Annotated in this window: 15 protein-coding genes; 4 read left to right on the top strand and 11 right to left on the bottom strand. The window is 39.8% G+C overall.

All coding sequences use genetic code 11. The features are described from left to right. Positions 1-115 precede the first annotated feature (115 nt). The 5 genes from ACN6MW_RS03860 to ACN6MW_RS03880 form a co-directional block, all read right to left on the bottom strand. On the bottom strand, positions 116-1,714 hold the full coding sequence (locus tag ACN6MW_RS03860; RefSeq protein WP_419874301.1) for a glycosyltransferase family protein: 1,599 nt from the start codon (positions 1,712-1,714) through the stop codon (positions 116-118). A gap of 46 nt (positions 1,715-1,760) precedes the next feature. After that, a complete protein-coding gene (locus ACN6MW_RS03865) occupies positions 1,761-2,480 on the bottom strand; it encodes an acyltransferase (protein WP_419874302.1) in 720 nt (239 codons plus the stop codon). A 5-nt stretch (positions 2,481-2,485) separates the two neighbouring features. Beyond that, complete coding sequence (locus tag ACN6MW_RS03870; protein WP_419874303.1) at positions 2,486-3,589, bottom strand: DegT/DnrJ/EryC1/StrS family aminotransferase; 1,104 nt, start codon at positions 3,587-3,589, stop codon at positions 2,486-2,488. A gap of 14 nt (positions 3,590-3,603) precedes the next feature. Beyond that, positions 3,604-4,668, bottom strand: a complete 1,065-nt coding sequence (locus ACN6MW_RS03875; RefSeq protein ID WP_419874304.1) for a Gfo/Idh/MocA family protein — start codon at positions 4,666-4,668, stop codon at positions 3,604-3,606. A 208-nt stretch (positions 4,669-4,876) separates the two neighbouring features. Continuing rightward, entirely contained in the window at positions 4,877-6,031 is a 1,155-nt protein-coding gene (locus ACN6MW_RS03880) for a DegT/DnrJ/EryC1/StrS family aminotransferase (RefSeq protein ID WP_419874305.1), read from the bottom strand. 188 nt (positions 6,032-6,219) lie between these two features. On the opposite strand from ACN6MW_RS03880, the gene ACN6MW_RS03885 reads away from it, so the two are divergent. After that, complete coding sequence (locus ACN6MW_RS03885) at positions 6,220-7,548, top strand: glycosyltransferase family 4 protein (RefSeq protein WP_419874306.1); 1,329 nt, start codon at positions 6,220-6,222, stop codon at positions 7,546-7,548. Positions 7,549-7,559: 11 nt separating this feature from the next. Here ACN6MW_RS03885 and ACN6MW_RS03890 read toward each other — a convergent pair whose 3' ends face one another. The 4 genes from ACN6MW_RS03890 to ACN6MW_RS03905 all read right to left on the bottom strand — a co-directional run bounded on the left by ACN6MW_RS03890 (position 7,560) and on the right by ACN6MW_RS03905 (position 12,522). Then, on the bottom strand, positions 7,560-8,180 hold the full coding sequence (locus ACN6MW_RS03890) for an acetyltransferase (protein WP_419874307.1): 621 nt from the start codon (positions 8,178-8,180) through the stop codon (positions 7,560-7,562). 149 nt (positions 8,181-8,329) lie between these two features. Continuing rightward, entirely contained in the window at positions 8,330-9,778 is a 1,449-nt protein-coding gene (locus ACN6MW_RS03895) for a glycosyltransferase family 4 protein (RefSeq protein ID WP_419874308.1), read from the bottom strand. Next, positions 9,775-11,298 carry a glycosyltransferase gene (locus tag ACN6MW_RS03900; RefSeq protein ID WP_419874309.1) on the bottom strand — a complete coding sequence of 508 codons (1,524 nt, stop codon included), beginning with the start codon at positions 11,296-11,298 and terminating at the stop codon, positions 9,775-9,777. The genes ACN6MW_RS03895 and ACN6MW_RS03900 overlap by 4 nt, the downstream gene beginning before the upstream one ends. 39 nt (positions 11,299-11,337) lie before the next feature. Beyond that, the gene (locus tag ACN6MW_RS03905; RefSeq protein WP_419874310.1) at positions 11,338-12,522 is read right to left on the bottom strand and encodes a hypothetical protein; all 1,185 of its coding nucleotides are present in this window, start codon (positions 12,520-12,522) and stop codon (positions 11,338-11,340) included. A gap of 266 nt (positions 12,523-12,788) precedes the next feature. On the opposite strand from ACN6MW_RS03905, the gene ACN6MW_RS03910 reads away from it, so the two are divergent. From ACN6MW_RS03910 to wecB, 3 genes are read left to right on the top strand one after another with little or no spacing between them, the layout of a single operon-like run. Beyond that, entirely contained in the window at positions 12,789-13,775 is a 987-nt protein-coding gene (locus ACN6MW_RS03910) for a polysaccharide biosynthesis protein (RefSeq protein ID WP_419874311.1), read from the top strand. Between the two features lie 50 nt (positions 13,776-13,825). Further along, positions 13,826-14,938 carry an NAD-dependent epimerase/dehydratase family protein gene (locus tag ACN6MW_RS03915; RefSeq protein WP_419874312.1) on the top strand — a complete coding sequence of 371 codons (1,113 nt, stop codon included), beginning with the start codon at positions 13,826-13,828 and terminating at the stop codon, positions 14,936-14,938. 2 nt (positions 14,939-14,940) lie between these two features. After that, complete coding sequence (gene wecB / locus ACN6MW_RS03920; protein ID WP_364152900.1) at positions 14,941-16,065, top strand: non-hydrolyzing UDP-N-acetylglucosamine 2-epimerase; 1,125 nt, start codon at positions 14,941-14,943, stop codon at positions 16,063-16,065. 356 nt (positions 16,066-16,421) lie between these two features. On the opposite strand, the gene ACN6MW_RS03925 is transcribed toward wecB, so the two are convergent. After that, the gene (locus ACN6MW_RS03925) at positions 16,422-18,269 is read right to left on the bottom strand and encodes a polysaccharide biosynthesis protein (protein WP_419874313.1); all 1,848 of its coding nucleotides are present in this window, start codon (positions 18,267-18,269) and stop codon (positions 16,422-16,424) included. 528 nt (positions 18,270-18,797) lie between these two features. Further along, positions 18,798-20,111, bottom strand: coding sequence for a nucleotide sugar dehydrogenase (locus ACN6MW_RS03930; RefSeq protein ID WP_419874314.1), 1,314 nt, complete (start codon positions 20,109-20,111; stop codon positions 18,798-18,800). Positions 20,112-20,318: the final 207 nt, after the last annotated feature.

Raw genomic sequence — 20,318 nt, forward strand, 5'->3', positions numbered from 1 at the left:
TGAGCAAAATAGAAAGCATAGTCAAGAAAATAAAAACGACAGCGAGATCGACTATTCATCACTAGTCAATCTCGCTGTTTTTTCTAGGAAAATCTGAATGATAACTTTCGCTATTTCAATCAAGCACATTAGGGTATAGAACCTTTTTAACTTCTGCTATAAATTGCTGTGCCCGAACTTGATTCGTATGGTATTTGTGAATAAAATCGTAACCTTTTTGCGTGATTCGTTCTCTTTCACGTTTATTTTTTTTATAATACAATGCTTTATTATAAAAATTCTTTCTATTGCATGCTACATAGTTCACTTTATCCATAAATCCCAAATCTTTAAGATCATGATTCGGCTCCGCCAACATTAGGGTTTTGCATCCTGGAAGCTCAAAAAATTTAGCAACCGGAATTTTTAGGTCACTCCCGCAAGTAAATGATATTAATGATCGGTTAATGACTTTGGCATAATTATTGTTAATAAGAAGACCTCGTCTAGCAAGTGCACGATGCCCCGGGTGCTTAAAGTTAATGAACCCCTTTATTTTCCTCATTCTTCTGAGAACAGCTTTTCTGAATTTATATCGCGGTTTCATCAATCCCAATAGAGAGAACTTAATATTTTTCCTTAGCTTATAGTCTTTGATCACTTTGGGATTGATAGCAAACGGCGACCATCTAAATCTGGGTAAACATTCGGGAAAAACTTTAAGAAACGGATATTTGCTTGCCGAGAAGATTAAATCAGGCTTCGCTGTGTGACTAAAATATTCTCTTCTGGCCTCCTTGCGCCAATGAACATCCATCACATAACACCCAACTGGTATTTTCACCTTATCAAGGTTCGTAATTTGAGGAGCAAACGCAAAGTTCCAAGCAATATCATAATGAAATATAAAATCCGGTTTCATATTTATTTTTTTTAGAATTTCTAAAATATTTCCATTATTATGCCAATATCGAACATCCGCAACCTTTTCAATTGTCTGGATAAAATCATATTTATGCTGATGTTTGGGCATCGTTTGGTTGAATGGTTTTACAAGGATCAGTACTTTTAATTTCTTTTCCTGAGGTACATCCGCGTTCTTTGTTGTATTTTCAATAAACAATTTTATATATGCAATGATTTGTTGCGCTCTCACTTGTGGTTCATTACTAGCAGCGGACAGAAGTCTCGTTCTTCCTTCATACTCAGGGAGTCTCATCGCGAAGGAAGTATGATTTTCAGTGAAAATAAGGTCGATCTTCCCATTTTGGATGTAAGCTATTTGGTCTTTTTCACTTACATGCTCATTAGCCGAATAATACCCTGTTGGTATTACGCCTTCCTCCCCTTTCTTAACAACTGACATAAAACTACTTTCATCTGTTAAATTATAATGTAGAATAAAGTCCGGTTTCATATTGATCTGTTTCAATATTTCCAGTAAACTTCCGCCTTTAGACCAATAGCAAATGTCCGCATATAGTTCCATCGTATGGATGGTTTGAAAATTATGATCCGATTTCACGGTTCCCATAGGCTGTGTCAGTACCAGTATTTTCAATTTGTTCTCGTTCGTTATACGCGCATCTTTTAACATTGATTTTTTCTTTAATACTTCATATCTACGTAACGTTTTTTTACCGCTTCTTCTTGATGTTCTTACTAATTTAACTCGTTTTTTTTTCGCTCTTTTAGATTTTCGAGCTTTCTGTGCCCCTTTGCGTTTTCCTCTCAAAATTTCACCTGCTTCTCCAAGAAATGTACACCTTATCTTCATTTTTCTATTGGTTTTCCAGCCATTGCTCAGGTGGGACCTCCCTAATTTTGTGGGCTGGTGAACCCGCTACAAGTTCTTTGGATTTGACGTCTTTCGTGACGATGCTTCCGGCAGCCACAACGCCTTCTTCCTCAATAATTTTGCCTGGCAGAATTGTTGCATTCGCCCCTATTCTTCCTCCTTTTTTGATCGTCACTCCTTTAAACTTGCCGAAGCGTTCCTTCGTACGGCCCAAATAATTATCATTCGTTGTAACAACACACGGAGCGACAAAGACATCGTCTTCCAATGTTGAGAAAGCGCAAATATAACAGTTAGTTTCAAGCTTACAGTTTGCCCCGATCGTACAATCGTTCTCTACCGCCACCCCGCGACCTATGATCGTTTTCTCTCCGATAACGACCCGCTCCCGAATGGTTGCCAAATCGGCAACGAAAACATCGTTCTCCATGAAGGCATTCGCATAAATGACAGAGGAGCTCCCGATGATGCAGCGGTCAGCGATAATTGCCGGGAGCAGATAGACATGATTGGTCGTAGTCGAGGAATTATGTGCTTTCATCGGTTTTTTGCCGATTATCGCGTGATCGTGAATAACGACTTGGTTTCCAATAATCGTCCCGTCATAGATGACAACATGATGGCCGATCACTACATCCTCGCCAAACGTTACGTTTTCTCCGATCACTGCGTGTTGTCCAATTCTTACATTTTGATTCATCATGCACCTCAACCCTTTGTCAATTGTTGGACTTTCTCGATGATATAGGCTTGTTGTTCTTCCGTTAAGTGAGGGGACATCGGCAAGGCCATGGAGCGTTCGCACACTTTCTCCGTTATCTTGAAATCCCCTCGCTTATATCCGAGATAGGCAAGCGCCTTTTGGAGATGCAGCGGGCAAGGATAATAGTGTCCGGTAGAAATGCCGGCCTGCTGCAATTGAGCCGCAATTTTATCACGATGATCGCATTCAACAGCAAATAAATGAAACACGTGATCAACATGGTCATCGACGGTTGGAACGGAGAGTGCAGTATGTTTAAGCTGCTCCGCATAGATTGAGGCTATCTGCTTACGTTTGGCATTCCATTCCTGCAGCTTGCTTAGTTTCACCCGAAGGATCGCGGCTTGCAAGGAATCCAGTCTGCTGTTATAACCGACCACCTCGTGATAATATTTACGTTTGCTTCCGTGGTGACTGAGAAGCTTAATCCGTTCTGCTAGTTCCTCGTCATTCGTAACGACAATACCTCCGTCTCCATAACCTCCCAAATTTTTCGTTGGAAAAAAGGAAACACATCCGATATTGCCCAGAGCACCAATTGGTTTATTTTTGTATCCAGCTCCCAATGCTTGGCAAGCATCCTCGATGATCGCTAGATTGTGCCGTTCAGCCATATCGTTAAAAGCATCCATATCTGCCGGTTGACCGAAAATATGAACCGGGATAATCGCTTTGGTTTTGGAGGTAATTTTCTTTTCTGTCTCCTCGGGAGACAGATTATAGGTTTGCTCGTCAATATCGGCGAATACGGGAATGGCTCCTCGGCGTGCGATGGCCTCAGCCGATGCAAAAAACGTGTAAGGCGTTGTGATGACCTCATCGCCAGGTCCAACCCCGCATGCCTCCAAAGCCAAGATTAACGCGTCCGTGCCATTCGCCGTGGAAACCGCATATTGAGACTGCGTAAGGGATGCGATGTCTTTCTCCAAAGCCTCCACTTCAGGCCCCCCGATATAAACCCCGCTATCGAATACCCGCTCTGTCGCTTCTAGGATATCCTTCTTCAGCTCAAAGTATTGGGCATGCAAATCGATTAAAGGAATAATCAACGCATTTTCCCTCCTTAACTTTTTAGCGCCATATTTTTCATGTCAAAATCATCGAGCGGCAGTTGAACGGATTTTCCTTCCGTTATGGACTTATAAATTGCTAGAATGACTTCCAAGGAATCTAACGATGTTTCTACTGATACCAAGGGTAGGGTTCCAGTCCTAATCGCTTTTATAAGGTCTTCATATAAAGGAGTGTGAGATATTTCATCCGTGTGTACAAATACACTTTCATCCTCCTTCTGGTCATTTGCAAAACTCCAGTGCTTTAATTCATTTAATCTTACGCCTTCGAGTGAAACCGATCCTCTCTCACCGTATAAACTAAGTGAGGTTAGGAGGCTTTTGGGATAGACACAGGATGAGGCTTCAACAAAACCGGTAGCACCGTTTGCGAATTTCAATACGGCGACTCCCATATTTTCAATGTGCAAGGGTTGCATGAACGTGCCGGCCTCTCCGAATACCGATACAACAGGTCCCATTAGCCATTGGAGAAGATCGATGTAATGAATACATTGATTCATGAACAATCCGCCCCCTGTAACCCATGAATCCCGCCACGGACTTGCGTAATAATAATCCATATCCCGGTTCCAGCGCATCGAAACGACACCATGAATCAAACTACCGAAGCGCCCTTCGTCGACGGCCTTTTTTATCGCTTGCGTCTGTGACAAATATCTGGTTTGCAACGAAACAGCAAGAATAAGGCCACGCTGCTTCGCCTCTGCCGCTGCTGTTCGGGCATCTTGAATTGATAAGGCGAGCGGTTTCTCGACAAGAACATGTTTACCTGCTTGAAGAGCCGCAATGGCAAGGCTTGCATGAGTATGACTGCTGGTTGTAATGGCTATCAGATCAACATCATTTCTGCTCATGCATTCTTCAATGGTCGTATAAAGTCGTAGATTCGGATAATGCGGCCTGCATACATCTTCAGCAAAACGTTCTAATCGATGTTTATCAATATCGCACAGAGCTACCAATTCCACATCTTCCCCTATTTCCAATAAGGACCGCACATGCTTTTGTGCAATAAAGCCGCAGCCTATTATCGCGACTCTTAAAGGCTGCATAAAGCCCCCCCTTTCAGTTAAGCAAGTCTCTCTGAATTTATTTCATGTACATAGTAGTATATGAGAGAACGTTGAGGCTGGTATGGACAATGTATTGATATTTGCAAATTAGTAAAAACATCCCCCAGCTGTCATCTCACATTTTAATAAGAGATGAAGTAGAAACCACACAAAAGAAAAAAAGGACCGCACTCGGCAGTCCTTTGCTTCATTTATCACTCCCAATTGCCCGTTTAAAACAATCGATTACAAAACTCTGATCTTCTTGCGTTAAGTTTGATCCCGACGGCAAACAAATTCCATTTTTGAACAAAACATCTGAAATACTGCTATCACCGTGTATGAAATAAGGATATTGTTTGAATAATGGTTGCAAATGCATCGGCTTCCAAACGGGGCGTGCCTCAATATTGTATAAAGCAAGTTCGTCGATGACTTGACTAGCTGATACTCCAACCTTCGTTGGGTCTATGGTTAATGCAGTAAGCCAACGAGTACAACGACCGTAGGACGCTTCAGGTATAAATTGAATTCCGTCAAGATGTCCCAACTCTGAATCATAACGTTCGAAAACAGCACGCCGTGCGGTGACGCGTTCGTCCAACACCTGCAATTGAGCCCTTCCGATTGCCGCTAATATATTGCTTAATCGATAGTTGTAACCCATTTCACTATGTTCATAATGCCGAGCTGGATCACGGGCTTGCGTAGCCCAGAACCGTGCCTTCTCCAACGCATCGAGATCATCCGATACCAAGATGCCGCCGCCTGAGGTTGTAATCATTTTGTTCCCGTTAAAAGAGTAGATCCCAAATTTCCCTAAAGTTCCGCTTGCCTTATGACGGTAATTGGCACCTAAGGACTCAGCTGCATCTTCAATCACCGGTACGTTATATTCGTTACAGATTGCTAACAATGAATCCATATCAGCATTTTGGCCATAGAGGTTTACAACAATAACAGCCTTAGGAAGATTTCCCATACTCTTAGCGTGGATCAAAGCTTTCTTTAACGCAGCGGGTGACATGTTCCAAGACAAAGGTTCAGAATCAATAAAAACGGGATCAGCATCTTGATATAAAATGGGGTTCGCGCTGGCAACAAAAGTTAAAGTTGAACAAAAAACTGTATCGCCTTTACCGACCCCCAGCAGCTTCAAAGATAAATGAATCGCCGCCGTTCCTGAACACATGGCTACTGCTCCCGCACACTTAACATAATTAGCAATTTCCTTTTCAAAGGCATCCACATGAGGACCTAACGGAGCAATCCAATTCGATTGAAATGCGTCATCTACAAATTGTTGTTCTTTACCGCTCATGTGGGGAGAAGAAAGATAAATCCGCTTTACCTGTTTAGTCATTTTCCCCATCTCCCATGGCAATTATTTTTCTACCTTTAGTAACGATATATGCAGGAAGCTCATTCTCTGATTGCGCGTTTGAAACAAAAGCTTTGCCAAGCTATGGACGCAAGCCGTGTCCGTTTACATCCACTCCCATACAATACTTTGAAGTCCTCTAGGTTTATAGAAAGGATGCAGGTTAAACGATGAATAAAAAGTTAAAGCCAATAAAAAAATCGTCTTACCCTATTAAGAAAAAGAAAAAAAAACAATCTCCAAAAAAGAGAAAGTTTTTAAAAAAGAATTCGAACTTTAAAAGAAAAATAAATAAGAGACCATTTATGAAAAAAAAGAAAGCAAAACCAAAGAAAGCAAAACCAAAGAAAGCAAATCCAAAGAATAAAATCATCAGTCGGGTCATTAAGTTAAAGCCTCTTCGTTTCAATATACCTCCTCCTAATTTAGATACTATACTTATTGAACCCGCGCCTGATCATATGGAGTCCGCCCTAAAGCTGGGGAGGATACTGCATACTCCGACGAACCCAGCCGGACAAATGAGTACACAAGCTACCTCTCTTCGAAAACTTGGGGTTCCCGTGTCATTTTGTAGCTATAGAAAACAAGGTCGCTTTTCATATCCCGAAGACCTGCCTTCGCCCATAGAAAAACTTTCCAAATCCCTTCATGAATATGCAAAGATTGATTTTGCTATAAAAAGTTCAAAAATATACAAAATACTGCATTTTCATGGCGGAGAAACATTCACCAAATACAAATACACGGACTTACCGTATCTGAGTCAAGCGAAAAATAAAATCGTTATGTCCTTTTGGGGATCCGAAGTTAGAAAAGCTTCAATCGCCAATCTCATGAATCCCTTTGCAAGAGTAAAGGTTACCGACGAAAACGAGATTCATCGAAGGTTAAATGTCTTATCGCAATACGTTGATGCAGTCATTGTCCCTGACCATGAGCTGTATGAATACGTTAGAGGTTATTTCAAAAAAGTATTTCTTGTTCGAGCTGTGGTGGACCATAGAAAATTCAGTCCTCTTTATCCCGATGTAAACAACCAAAGACCGCTTGTCGTGCATGCTCCAAGCAACCGTTTTATCAAAGGAACAGATCATATCGCCAGGGTTGTTCAGTCTTTGAAACAAAAAGTAGATTTCGACTACGTTCAAGTTGAGAACACGACTAATGCAAACGTCCTTAAATGGATACAAAAAGCGGATTTATTGATCGACCAACTTCATTTAGGGATATACGGTACCGTGGCCATAGAAGCTATGTTATTCGGTAAGCCCGTTATTTCACATATTAGGGAAGACCTTCTCACTAAGTATCCGGCTAATATGCCAGTTGTCCCTGCTAACCCTCAAACGTTTGAAAAAGTGCTTCATAATTTGATAACGAATCCCGAGCTACGACATGAACTTGGTATTAGAGGCCGGGCCTACGCTTCCGAGCACCATGACCCCATGAAGATAGCCCGACAGCTGATAACCGTGTATAAGAGTCTTGGGGATTAACTAAAGAAAAATTATCCATGTTTTTTAATAATTTTGGCTGGCACCCCAACAGCCGTAACTTTTGAAGGGACATCCTTTACTACTGCTGCGCCTGCTCCAATAATTGCTCTTTCGCCGATCCTAATGAAAGGTATGACTACACAACCTATACCAAGATGCGCTCCTTTCTTTACGGTAACTCCGCCAGCAAGATGAACACCAGGCGATAAATGAACGAAGTCTTCAATGATGCAGTCGTGATCGACTGAGGATGAAGTGTTAACAATGGAATGGCTTCCAATCATCGAATTGGCATTAATAACAGATCCCGGCATCACCAAAGTACCTTCCTTAATCACAGCAGAAGGACTTGTGATTGCCGAAGGATCTATTAATGTTGCATATCTAATCGAAAGCGAATTAAATTGTTTAACAATTTCTTCCCTAATTTTGTTGTTTCCGATCGCAATAAACACCTCATGAATGTGACAATCTACTCTATTTATAAAGTCATTGAGAGAACAAAGATACGATGGATTACCTTCGTGGCAATTATCATCCACATATCCAATAATGTTGTACCCTTGTCTCAAGGCAACATCAGCTGCAACTTTACTTTGCCCACCCATTCCAATGATGATCAGGCTTTTCATAGATATGCCTCCTCTTGAAGTTTTCCTTTACAATATGCAATCAGAAAGCTTAAGACATCTTGTCCCATCCAAATAATGATCATGATTTAGCAGAGAGGTTCAAAAATCAATAAATGTGGGGGTTCTATATGAATCCCCACATTTTTTAATTATAAACCGTTATAAATCGTAATTAACTGTCGGGCGATTTTCTCAGGATCGTGATGGTCAACTGCATAGACTCGCCCTTTTATTCCCAATTCATGACGTCGTTTAGGATCTAAGATGAGGTTGTGCAGCACCTGTTCAATTGTGTTTGGGTTCGCATTCACTACCGGCAAACCTGGAGGATACTTACTTACTAAATCGTCTCTGACATAACAGATGACCGGTTTTCCCATTAACATACCCTCAATGGAAACCGTTCCATATATCCCTAACTTAAGCTGATCAACAATTATATCAGCTCTAGCCATCCATGCGAGAGCCTCTTCGTTTTTCATATTTTCTATTTGTACGTAATCAAAATCCACAATGCTTTTAAGACGATTGACCGCCTGCACAATTATGTCCGTTCCTTTAAGCGACGGATCACTTGGTGCATGAACGACCAATGGTCTTTTACATTGAATAACCGGATAGCTGGGAACAAACTTTTTATGATCGACAGCTGCACGTACCAGGTATACTTTATCAAAGAATGTTTTTACGTACTCGTAAAGCTCGTGATCAGGTACAATAACCGCATCTGCAAAACGGGAAATAACGTTGAGTAACTGAAGTATTAACTTCTCATCGAGAACCTTGACCTTGACAAAGGGATTTTTCGCTCTAGCAATCGATAGTCTCCGAACTTCAGATCCCCAATAATTCATCACCACTTTTTTGTTCAACATTTTAAGGTAAGCCAAATCCGTATATGCATTAAGAGTAAACGTTTGGCCGCCATGAAAATGAAAAACATCATATTTATCTGCACAGTTTATGGCAAAATCCATCGTCAAGTCCCTATTAGATCGGGTATTTTTTAAAGGTGAGGGTATATCTGAAGGATATTGAAAATTGGAATTGAAATAAGTGCAGAAAGAGGATTTCACACCTAATTTGCGTAAAGCAAGTACTTGCGTACTCATCTGTCCCGCAGGGTTATATGGTGCGTGAATGATACTCATTGATTTAGGGATTTTTTTATTAGTTACCGGCGTGGGTGTAATTAATGTACTCTGTAAGTTTGGATAAGCGATGTTAAAGCGAATAGGTCTTAAAGGGAGTGGTGCAGGCGGATTTTTCACTTTGGCCACTGGACTATTATTTTCTCTCGCTCTCAGTCTTGAGTTATTTTTTCTTTTGTTACTTATTTTTCTAGTCCCTTGTCTCTTAATTTCTTTTCTCTTAATTACTTTTCTTTTGCTCCCTACTCTTTTGCTTCTTCCTCTTTTACTGATTATTTTATTGTTCCTAATTTTTTTTCTTTTTAGTATCTTACGACCCTTTTTTATAATTCTTGGTCTTTTGCGGCCTACTCTTCTTTTTATTCCTGATTTTTTTCCTAACCGGTTCTTTTCCCATTTAAGTTTTTTTGTTCTGTGCGCTTTAGTTTTCAATTTTCTTGTTATCATAGTTGCACCTTGCAGAGATTTTCATATAGTTGTACCATTCTTTTTTCCATATGCTCCCATGAATAGGTTTCCACCATGATCCTGCGAGCATTTTTGCTCATTTCCACTAACTTTCTCCGGTGCGTTTGCAGGTACAAAATAGCTTTCTCGTAATCTTCAGCAGAAGGATTCTCGCCATCGACAACAAGTCCGCATTGGTTGGACCGAACAAAGTTAGCCATTTCAGAACAGTTATTCACAAGTATCGGAATACCACTATTGAGAAAACTGAAAAATTTATTAGGTAACGCAACTTTATAGTTTAAGGGGTGAACAGGTGTATTCATGTCAAAGTCAATCCAACCGATGTCAACGTCTTTCAGATGTTGTGGAATCCGCTCGAATTTAACCCATCCGCATTGTATAATGTAGTTTTTCATGCTATCGGGAAAGTCGATCTTCGAGCCTCTGACTCCACCGAGGATCTTAAATTTAAAATCCATATGCTTTCTACACAGCTCCGTAATTTTGAGCATCTTATCTTTATTTGCCTTTTCCTTCGTCATCCAACCGATGAATCCCGCAACGAGACCTTTGCTCGTATATTTTTTGGGTTCAAAATCGTTGTCTAAATGCGGTGAATTATATATAACCTCAACTGGTAACAAAGGGAATGCTCGTTTATACCAATCTTTCATCGAATCGGATACCGTGATTACACTATCGGTTTCTTTAATCATTTGCTTGAACAACGATACATACTGTTCTGAACCTTCTGTAATCTCGTGACTGTCGTATATTAGTTTAACGGATTTGCCATACAAAGATTTGAGTGTACGCTTAATTCCGATACCAGAGTATAAGGAGAATACCTCGTGCACATGATATATATCAGCCTTTTCAGCTAAACCCGCTAAATAAAGTGGATCCTTGAATGCCTTGAAATTACCGGAATGGACTGCATTTTTCATATAATCGAAGGAAGGTATGACTGGCTTATAGGTTACAATTTTTATTCCTTCATATACGAATTTTTTTTCAAGGAATTTATCGGTATAAGAAGTACCCTCGATGTCGTATAAAAAACCCTTCTTGTTGCGGGGAACGACTAACGTAACATCGTAACCTGCTTTCAGTAAGCTCTTAGCTTCTTTTTTGAATATACGGGCGTCAACAAATGGATGCTGAATAACTAGCATACATACTTTCACTTTGCCATGTAGAGTAGAGGGGACTAGTAAATTAGAATCCATCACCGTTACATTCTCACTTTGTTTTTTTTGTATACTTTTTGGTTTCACGTATTTTATTTTTCTTGTTTTTCGTATTTTATTTTGTCTTATTCTTGTCCTCGTCCTTGCTTTTCTTACTTTTAATTTGGAATTGTTTATTTTTCTTTTCATTTTTCTCTTCGTTTTAATTTTTATTTTTTTCCTTAGTTTAATTCTCCCTTTTCTTTTTAAAACTTGTACACGCAAACCTCGTCTTTTTTTGAAAGCCATCGCGTTTCCCGCCTTTCCTTGATTAATTCCTAAACCCAAGCTAGCTCCTAGCCACATGGAAATGTATTTCAGAATTTATTAGATTTCATTCAATACTTTAGCTAACTTGCCAGTTAACAATTTGCGGTCATATTTCTCTATTTCTTCTAAACAAGGGTTGAATTTCAATGATTTATTCTTCCAGCTTCTCAAGTACAAAGCTAACGTTTTTATTCCTTCAGCAGGGTTATTGGAATCGACCACTATACCCGTCCGGGTAGCCCGGATAATATGGGCAACCTCACTGTTCGGAGGAATAAGAGCAAATATAGGTTTTTTTAAATTTATATATTCAAATAATTTACTGGGAATCGTCTGTGCCCCTTCTTTGGGATCGATAAATAACAAGAGTAGGTCAGCAGAGCCTGTACGTTCAAGCGCTTCATGATGATTCATGTACCCTGCATTTCTTATTTGAAAAATCCTTTTTTTCACGGGAAGCGTTAGGCTGCTGCCGACCATTAATAGCTCAAAGTCTTTTGGCATCAATCGCCTGTTACTAACAGCCATCACGATTTCTTCAAAAAAACGATCCGCCAAGGATTTCCTTAATCCATATAAAGCCCCCATATACGTGAGTGTAAACCTGTTGTTTTCTTTAGAGACCCTTTTATTTGGAAAATCAAGAGGATCAAATCCCTCATGGATTGTATGAAACTTTTTCTTCGATGAAGTGCCGGATAATCGAAATAGAATGTCCGACATTTTTTCACCCCCTGAAACAACAGCATCTGCCTGTTTTAATACGAGTTGTTCGAGTTTAGCATTATAATTCATCTGTTTTCCTGGATAAAGACCTTGAATATACGGATTTGTTGTCCACTCATCTCTAAAATCTGCTATCCATGGTTTTTTAGTCATTTGTTTCAATGTAAGCCCAATTAAGTGCGATAGATTAGGAGATGCTGTGGTGAATATAACATCAATATTTTGTTCCTCTATTATACGAACCCCTTCTATAATGGCCTCGGTAAACCATCCCGACCTAAAGTCATTCGGATGGATAATCGGTCTTGGTACCTTCTCAGAGGAAGGAGTATCAATTACTTTACAATTTGGAGGAATCTCCTTTAGAAGCGTGGAATCAAAACGCCGATATTCAGAATGCTTAGGGGAAAGAACCCAAGGCAGCCATCCATATTGAGGTAAATACTTAGCGAACTTAAGACTCCTTTGATCTACTGAAGGGGGGAAAAAATAACTTATCAATAAAATCTTTTTCATCTAACAACTCCTTTTCAATTAAACAGAACTAAATATCCAAAATTGGAATTTATGTCTTTGAATGATTGTTACCGAAACTTGGAATTGTATTTTTTTCATCCACCTAATATTCATAGTATGCGGAAGGATTTATATGGAAACGGCAAATACCTTATATCACCTATTTTTATAAAAACTACTGAATAAGTCTAAGCGGTTTTTTTCGACAAGAATATACTATATTGAATATCCAAAATAAGTAAGAATAGTTTTAGGAGGACTGCACAATGTTTAATAGTCGTACAATACTAATTACCGGTGGGACAGGGTCTTGGGGCCAGGAACTTACTCGCGTGCTGTTATCTTATAATCCAAGAGAGATACGAATCTTCTCCCGCAGTGAATTTAGTCAGGTTCAAATGCAGAGAGATTTTAATAATCATCCCTCTATCAAATTTATTATCGGAGATGTAAGAGATTATGACGCTGTACTAAATGCCTGTAAAGGCGTTGACTATGTGTATCATTTAGCTGCCCTAAAGCATGTTCCGATATGTGAATTACAACCGGACGAAGCACTAAAAACAAATGTTCTTGGTACAGAGAACGTGATTCGAGCCAGCATTCAACAGGATGTAAAAAAAGTGATGGATGTTTCAACCGATAAGGCTGTCGATGCGGCCAACTTTTATGGATTGACTAAAGTTTACGGTGAAAGATTAATGATACGCGCGAATGAGTTAAGTGAAACCACTCAATTCGTTTGTATTCGTGGCGGAAATGTTCTTGGTACTCGAGGTAGCGTAGTACCCTTCTTCAAACAGCTTATTCTGGAAAACAAAGAAATTCCATTAACTTCCACTGAAATGACTCGTTTTTTTCTAACCATCACGGAAGCCATTACTTTATTAATAAAAGCATCCCATGATGCGGTCGGCGGAGAAATCTTTGTAATGAAAATGAAAGCTTGTCGTATTCTAGATTTGACAAATGTACTTTGTAAGAATATCACTAAAAATTCGATTCAAATTGTGGAAAAAGGGATTCGTCCCGGTGAGAAGCTCCATGAGGATCTTATATCCCGTTATGAAACTGAAAGAACATATTATTATGGGGAAGATTATTATGTCATTCTTCCATCAACACCATCCACTGCTCTATCTAACAAATACAATCAATTGCCAAAGGTTAGTTTTAGCAGCTATTCATCCGACTCTAGTTTATTGTCTGAAGCAGAAATTGAAGAAATGTTAAAATCAGGCGGTTTCTGCTAATAACGTTTTCAACATGGTCATCAAGCTCGGGAGGAGTTGAAGGAAACAAGGTGAAGAAAATCTTGATAACGGGAGCAAACGGTTTTATTGGTAAAAATCTAGCTGCAACACTTGAGATTCAGGGATATCAACTTTATAAACTACATTCTAATCATACGATACAACAATTGAGAGAATATGCTTCAAAGGTGGATTTTGTTTTTCATCTTGCCGGTGTTAACCGTCCAAAGAACCCGACAGATTTTAAAACCGGAAACACAGATTTCACGAAACAATTAATTCAGATTCTTAAGGAAACTGGTCGTAAAACACCGTTACTAATTTCTTCTTCGACTCAAGCAGGTCTTGCTAGCTCCTATGGAATTAGCAAGAAGGGGGCTGAGGAAGCTGTAGAGAAATACGGTAGGGAATCTGGAGCGAAGGTTTATGTTTATCGTTTGCCAAATGTGTTTGGGAAATGGTGCAGGCCGAATTACAATTCGGTTATTGCCACTTGGTGTTATAACATTTCTCGTAATCTGCCCATTACAATAAATAATCCTGACAGTAAGTTAAGCCTTGTTTATATAGACGATGTTGTTCAAGAGTTTATAAATGCCTTGCATGGAAGACAGAATGAAGGCATATATGGTTATTGCGAGATTAAAAAACTATTTACTGTATCGCTAAAGGAACTGGCACAAAGATTACAATTTTTTAAAGATAGCAGGACGACGCTTACAATGACTAATCTAGCGAGTGATTTTGAAAGGTATTTATATTCAACCTATGTATCCTATCTTCCTCAAGATGAGTTCGGGTATGATCTTGACATGAAACATGATAACCGCGGTTGGCTTGCTGAAGTTATAAAATCGGAAAATGCGGGGCAAATTTTTATATCCCGCACCAAACCGGGAATCACCCGCGGTAATCACTGGCATCATACTAAGGTTGAAAAATTTCTTGTCATTATTGGTGAGGCAGTAATACGACTTCGTCATATTCATAATGATCACATCATTGATTATAAGGTGTCTGGAGAAAACCTCATGGTGTTAGATATCCCTCCCGGATATACACATTCAATAGAAAACGTAGGAAAAACCGATGTAATTACACTTTTCTGGGCAAATGAGATATTTGATCCGGAAAGGGCGGACACTTATTTCCTGGAGGTTTAATAATGGAAAAGTTAAAGGTAATGACAATTATAGGTACTCGCCCTGAGATCATTAGGCTATCGGAGTGCATTAAAGCATGTGATAAATACTTTGACCATATTTTGGTTCATACAGGACAAAACTGGGATTATACTTTAAACCAAGTATTCTTTGATGAGTTAGGGTTACGTAAACCCGATCATTATTTAAATGCGGTTGGAGATAATCTCGGCAAAACAATAGGAAATATTATAACAGAATCCTTTAATATTCTTGCAAAAGAAAAACCAGATGCTTTATTAATCTTAGGAGACACAAACTCAGCATTATGCGCAATCTCAGCAAAGAGACTTAAGGTGCCTATTTTTCATATGGAAGCGGGAAACAGATGTTTTGATCAGAATGTGCCAGAAGAAATAAATAGGAAAATAGTCGATCATATCTCAGATATTAACTTACCCTATACTGAACATAGTAGAAGGTATTTATTATCAGAAGGTATAAGAAAAGAGCATATATTTGTTACGGGATCCCCCATGACGGAAGTACTACGCAAAAATATAGATTACATTCACCAAAGCCAAGTATTAGATGAGCTTGGTCTTGAAGATGGCAGATATTTTTTGGTCTCAGCTCATAGAGAAGAAAACATTGATCATGATAAAATCTTCTTCTCACTAATGAATGCTCTTAACAAAATTGCTGACACCTATCAACTGCCAATTATTTATTCAACCCATCCCCGAAGCTGGAGAAAAATAGAAGAAACAGGTTTTAATTTTCATCCATTGATAAGAAAGCTTAAACCATTTGGATTCTATGACTATAATAAACTGCAAATAAATTCATTTTGTACATTATCAGATAGCGGAACTTTATCTGAGGAGTCAGCTATACTTGGGTTTCCAGGTGTATTAATAAGAACATCTACTGAACGACCAGAGGTATTAGATAAAGGAACGGTTGTGATTGGTGGCACTACTGAGAACGACATTGTACAATCTGTTAATTTATCACGTTCAATGTGGATCAACGGTGAAACATCTTTTGTTGCACCTGATTATATCGATGACAATGTCTCCGTAAAGATTGTTAAGATTATTCAGAGTTATGCGAAGATAGTTAATCATGTAATTTGGAATAAGTAGTGAAACGTACTCACAAACTGTACGCACAAGCGAAGATGTTATCCATCACCACGCGTTAGCGTTCGATATCAATGATAAAGCAGCTAATTAAACGTTCTTCGTTCACAGACCACCGCTCTTCGATTGTATGAAGACAGTGGTCTTTATTCTTTATACCTCTGATCCAATAACCCTTACAGATCTAACAAACTTCTCCTAAACTATCCGCCTCCTATTTTGCATTTTGTACGTTTTGCATTCACTTACCGAAAAATATCATAACAAAAAGCAGCCCATTCCGCTTGCGGGGATGGGCTGCTTCTAGCTAATTATATGAATCTTTTCTGTCTCTTACATCGGTAACTTCAGGAAAGATATTAATTACCAGCGTCCCGCTCCGGTAGATGAGTTGCTTCGTTTCGTATTATGATATCAAGACACCGTTTCAATTGGGATTGATCTTGTTGACTAATTGCCAATTCAAGACGTTTCATGTCCAATAGCAAAAGTTCCCATTGAATCGGTTGTGGGGTAGCGATAAAAATATGCGGATGTGAGCTCGGCATACTCCGTTCCTCATTGTAAAAAAGTGCTTCCGCCAGCTTTTCTCCCGGCCTTACCCCCGTATACTCAATCTTGATGTCACGTTCAGGTACATATCCAGCCAACAGAATCAGTGACTTCGCCAAATCAGAAATTTTTACCGGTTCCCCCATGTCCAATACAAATACCTCTCCCCCTTTGGATAAAGCCCCAGCTTGCATAACAAGATGAACGGCCTCAGGAATAGTCATAAAATACCTGATCATATCCGGATGCGTGACCGTTACCGGCCCCCCCTTAGCAATTTGTTTCTTAAATATCGGAATAACGCTTCCGCGACTCTCCAATACATTACCAAATCGGACAATCGAAAATTTTGTCGTACCTTTCAATGAGAAATATTGAATCATCATTTCAGACACCCGTTTGGTCAAACCCATAATGTTAATGGGATTCACTGCTTTATCAGTAGAGATATATACAAAACGATCTACTCCGAATTTAATCGCACTCTCAGCCATATTAATTGTTCCGAACACATTATTTTTCACTGCGGATCCCGGGTTATGCTCCATTAATGGGACATGTTTATGCGCTGCTGCATGAAAGACAACATGGGGCTGATACTGTTGAAATGCTAGTTCTACATCATCAAGATTTTGAATATCCCCTATAACACTTTCAACCGCTACATGTGGAAAACGTTCTCGTACATTCATTTCAATCTGATGAATGCTGTTTTCACCATGTCCGAACATAATCAAACGGCTCGGGTTAAATTGAGCGGTTTGGTAGACGAGTTCACCACCTATTGAGCCGCCTGCACCGGTAATTAGAATAATCTTGTCCTTTAAAAAATGCTCCATATTAGCCATAGAGCTGATTGCCAAGTCTCTTCCCAGCAAATCTTTAACATCAATATCACGTATTTCATCCGCAGAAATCTGGCCAAGGATCACATCATACATACGAGGTAATATTCTGATATTTGCCGTTGTTGCCTTGCAGATTTCTACGATTTCTTTTATTGTCTTTTTTGTGGCTGAGGGAATTGCGACAATTATGTCTGTTATTCCATACTCAGCCACGATCCGAGTGATAGCGGTTCTATCCCCCAAAACGGGTAATCCGTTTATTTCAAAGTACAGCTTCCTAGGGTCATCATCGATAAAGCCAAAAGGATATAATTCTTCTCTATCCGTTAAAATCAGCTGTTTTGAGACGATAGTTCCAGCATCGCCCGCTCCTATAATTAACGCTTTTCTATTCATTTTGGGTTGTGTCTTAAACTTGTATTTCCAGACTATTGCTTCAACTCTAAATAAACAAAGCATTAAAATAGCCATTGCGCCTAGAATAAGATATTCGGGAATCGGACGGGGGTTTATCATAAAAAGCTGATCGGTTACCGCATACAATATCGTCGACATAAGGATCGATTGAAATACTTTAACTATTTCCCTAATCCCTGTATATTGTCTTAAAGCTTTATACGATTTATTAACAGCAAGGATGACATTACTAGATGCAATAAAGATGATACCAGACAGCAAGTTTATCGAGGACCAATCCATCTGAAGAATTTTTTCGTCAGTCAAGTAAACAGAAAATATTAAGCTCAAAGCTAATATGACACTATCTGCAATTGCCAAAAACATCAACTTAATTTTATAATTCATCATTCGCTCCCCCCTATTTAAAAGAAGCTAAAATTCAGGAAATTTTCTCCGATACTGTTCCATCCCCATATTTGGGAAGAATCAGTTGGTATCTGCAGCTCGGATATAAGCTGGATAATACGAGTTCCGTCAATACCGCGATGATCGAATTAGATGCCTTCTCGTCCAGGATTTTTCATTGCATCCTCCGTCGGACAAAGAAGCAATGTTGATAAATGGTCGGTAGCCACTCGGTTTTTTCCGGCTTTTTTTTGTTAAAACTGAGTAATTCCGACTCAACATGAGCAATTGGAATACCTAACTTCGATGTAGCCAAACTACAGCCAGCGTGGAATAGGTATCATCATAAACTAACAGCGATTGAGGCTGTTCGATATACGAAACAGACTCAATCGCTTCAAACGCAGCCCTGCAGCACCCTCACCCTACTGATCATTGAGGCGTTGATAAATTGCGGCCTGGCCCCAATAACAGTCACTATTTTCAAAGAACCCACCTATGCTCTTTCGATCGAAGTAGACTATCTTTTTTTCAAGAAATACCCCCGCCAAGCCGCACGATCCTAGCTTTGCCCGTCATGTCTTTAGTCACATTCCGTGTGTCATATATAAGCAACGCGTGTTCCAGTATGAACGCCAGAGGCATCGATGAGTGATCGGTAGCGATGACGATGCAATCCATTTTCTTTACATTTTCTTCGGTCAGCTCTAAGCTGTCATATTTGTTATCGCCAAGCTGCAAGGAAGGAATATACGGATCATGATAAAATACATCTGCTCCTTCAATCTCAAGCATATGCATGAGCTCAAGGGAAGCGGACTCGCGGTAATCGGCGATATCCCGTTTGTAAGCAGCCCCATAAACTAATATTCGTGAGCCCGTCAGCGACTTCTGTTCTAGATGTTGTTTAAGCTGACGAGTGATGTACAAAGGCATCATATGATTAACCGCATTCGAAATTTGAATAAAATCAGAATCAAGACCGAATTGTTTGATTTTCCATAACAAATAAGAAGGATCGACCGGGATGCAATGACCGCCGATTCCCGGGCCTGGATAAAAGGCCTTGAAGCCGAACGGCTTACTGTTAGCTGCTTCGATAATCTCCCATAAGTTCAATTGGAGAACATCGCAAATCATTGCCAATTCATTGATAAATGATATATTGATCAGTCTGTACGAGTTTTCCAATAGTTTCGTCATCTCGGCTGCGTCTGTTGAAGAAACAGGATGGACCTTGATAAACAGCTGCCCGTATAACTCTTCTACTCTGGCTAGGCAGTTAGGCGTAATTCCGCTTACTACTTTCGGAATGTTCTCAACCGGAAACGCCTCGTTCCCTGGATCCACCCGCTCTGGCGAATAGGCAACGAAGAAGTCTGAACCCGCCTGCAATCCAGTTTTATTCAAGACAGGCAGCAGCACCTCCCTGGTCGTTCCCGGATAAGTCGAGCTCTCCAAAATAACCAGCTGGCCTTTCTGCAATCTGCCGCCGATTTCCGCCGCGGCTTGCGTCAAATAACTTAAATCCGGCGTTCCATACGAGGTTAGCGGCGTGGGAACACAAATAACGATGGCTTCAGCAGCTTCCATAAAGCTGAACTGATCGGTTGGAGTGTACCTTGCGGAGGCTATGGCGTCCTGAATATCGCTGTCCGGAATCTCAGTGATATAGCTCTTTCCTTTGCGCAGCATTTCAATTTTTCTGTGATCCAAATCGATTCCGAGCACATGAAATCCCTTTTTTACAAAGAGAAGCGCCAACGGAAGCCCGACATAACCTTGGCCGATGATCGCCACTGTTCGCTGCTCTTTATTGGTTTGGGGTTGTAGGTTATCACTCATATCCTATTTTCTCGCCTTCTTTCTAGTTTGTTACTAAGCTAAGATTAGTATATGAGGTGATGCATTAAGCGGTTTGGACGTTCTACTACTATTAAGTAGAGAAAGCGTGGAATTATATAGGGTTGGTTTGCCTTAGCGAGGTATCGCTTGCAGAAAATAAATAGGCATCTACATGATGGTAGATGCCTATTCCTTCGTTAAAGCGTT

The sequence above is a fragment of the Pristimantibacillus sp. PTI5 genome (assembly GCF_048572955.1).
Taxonomy (GTDB): Bacteria; Bacillota; Bacilli; order Paenibacillales; family Paenibacillaceae; genus Pristimantibacillus.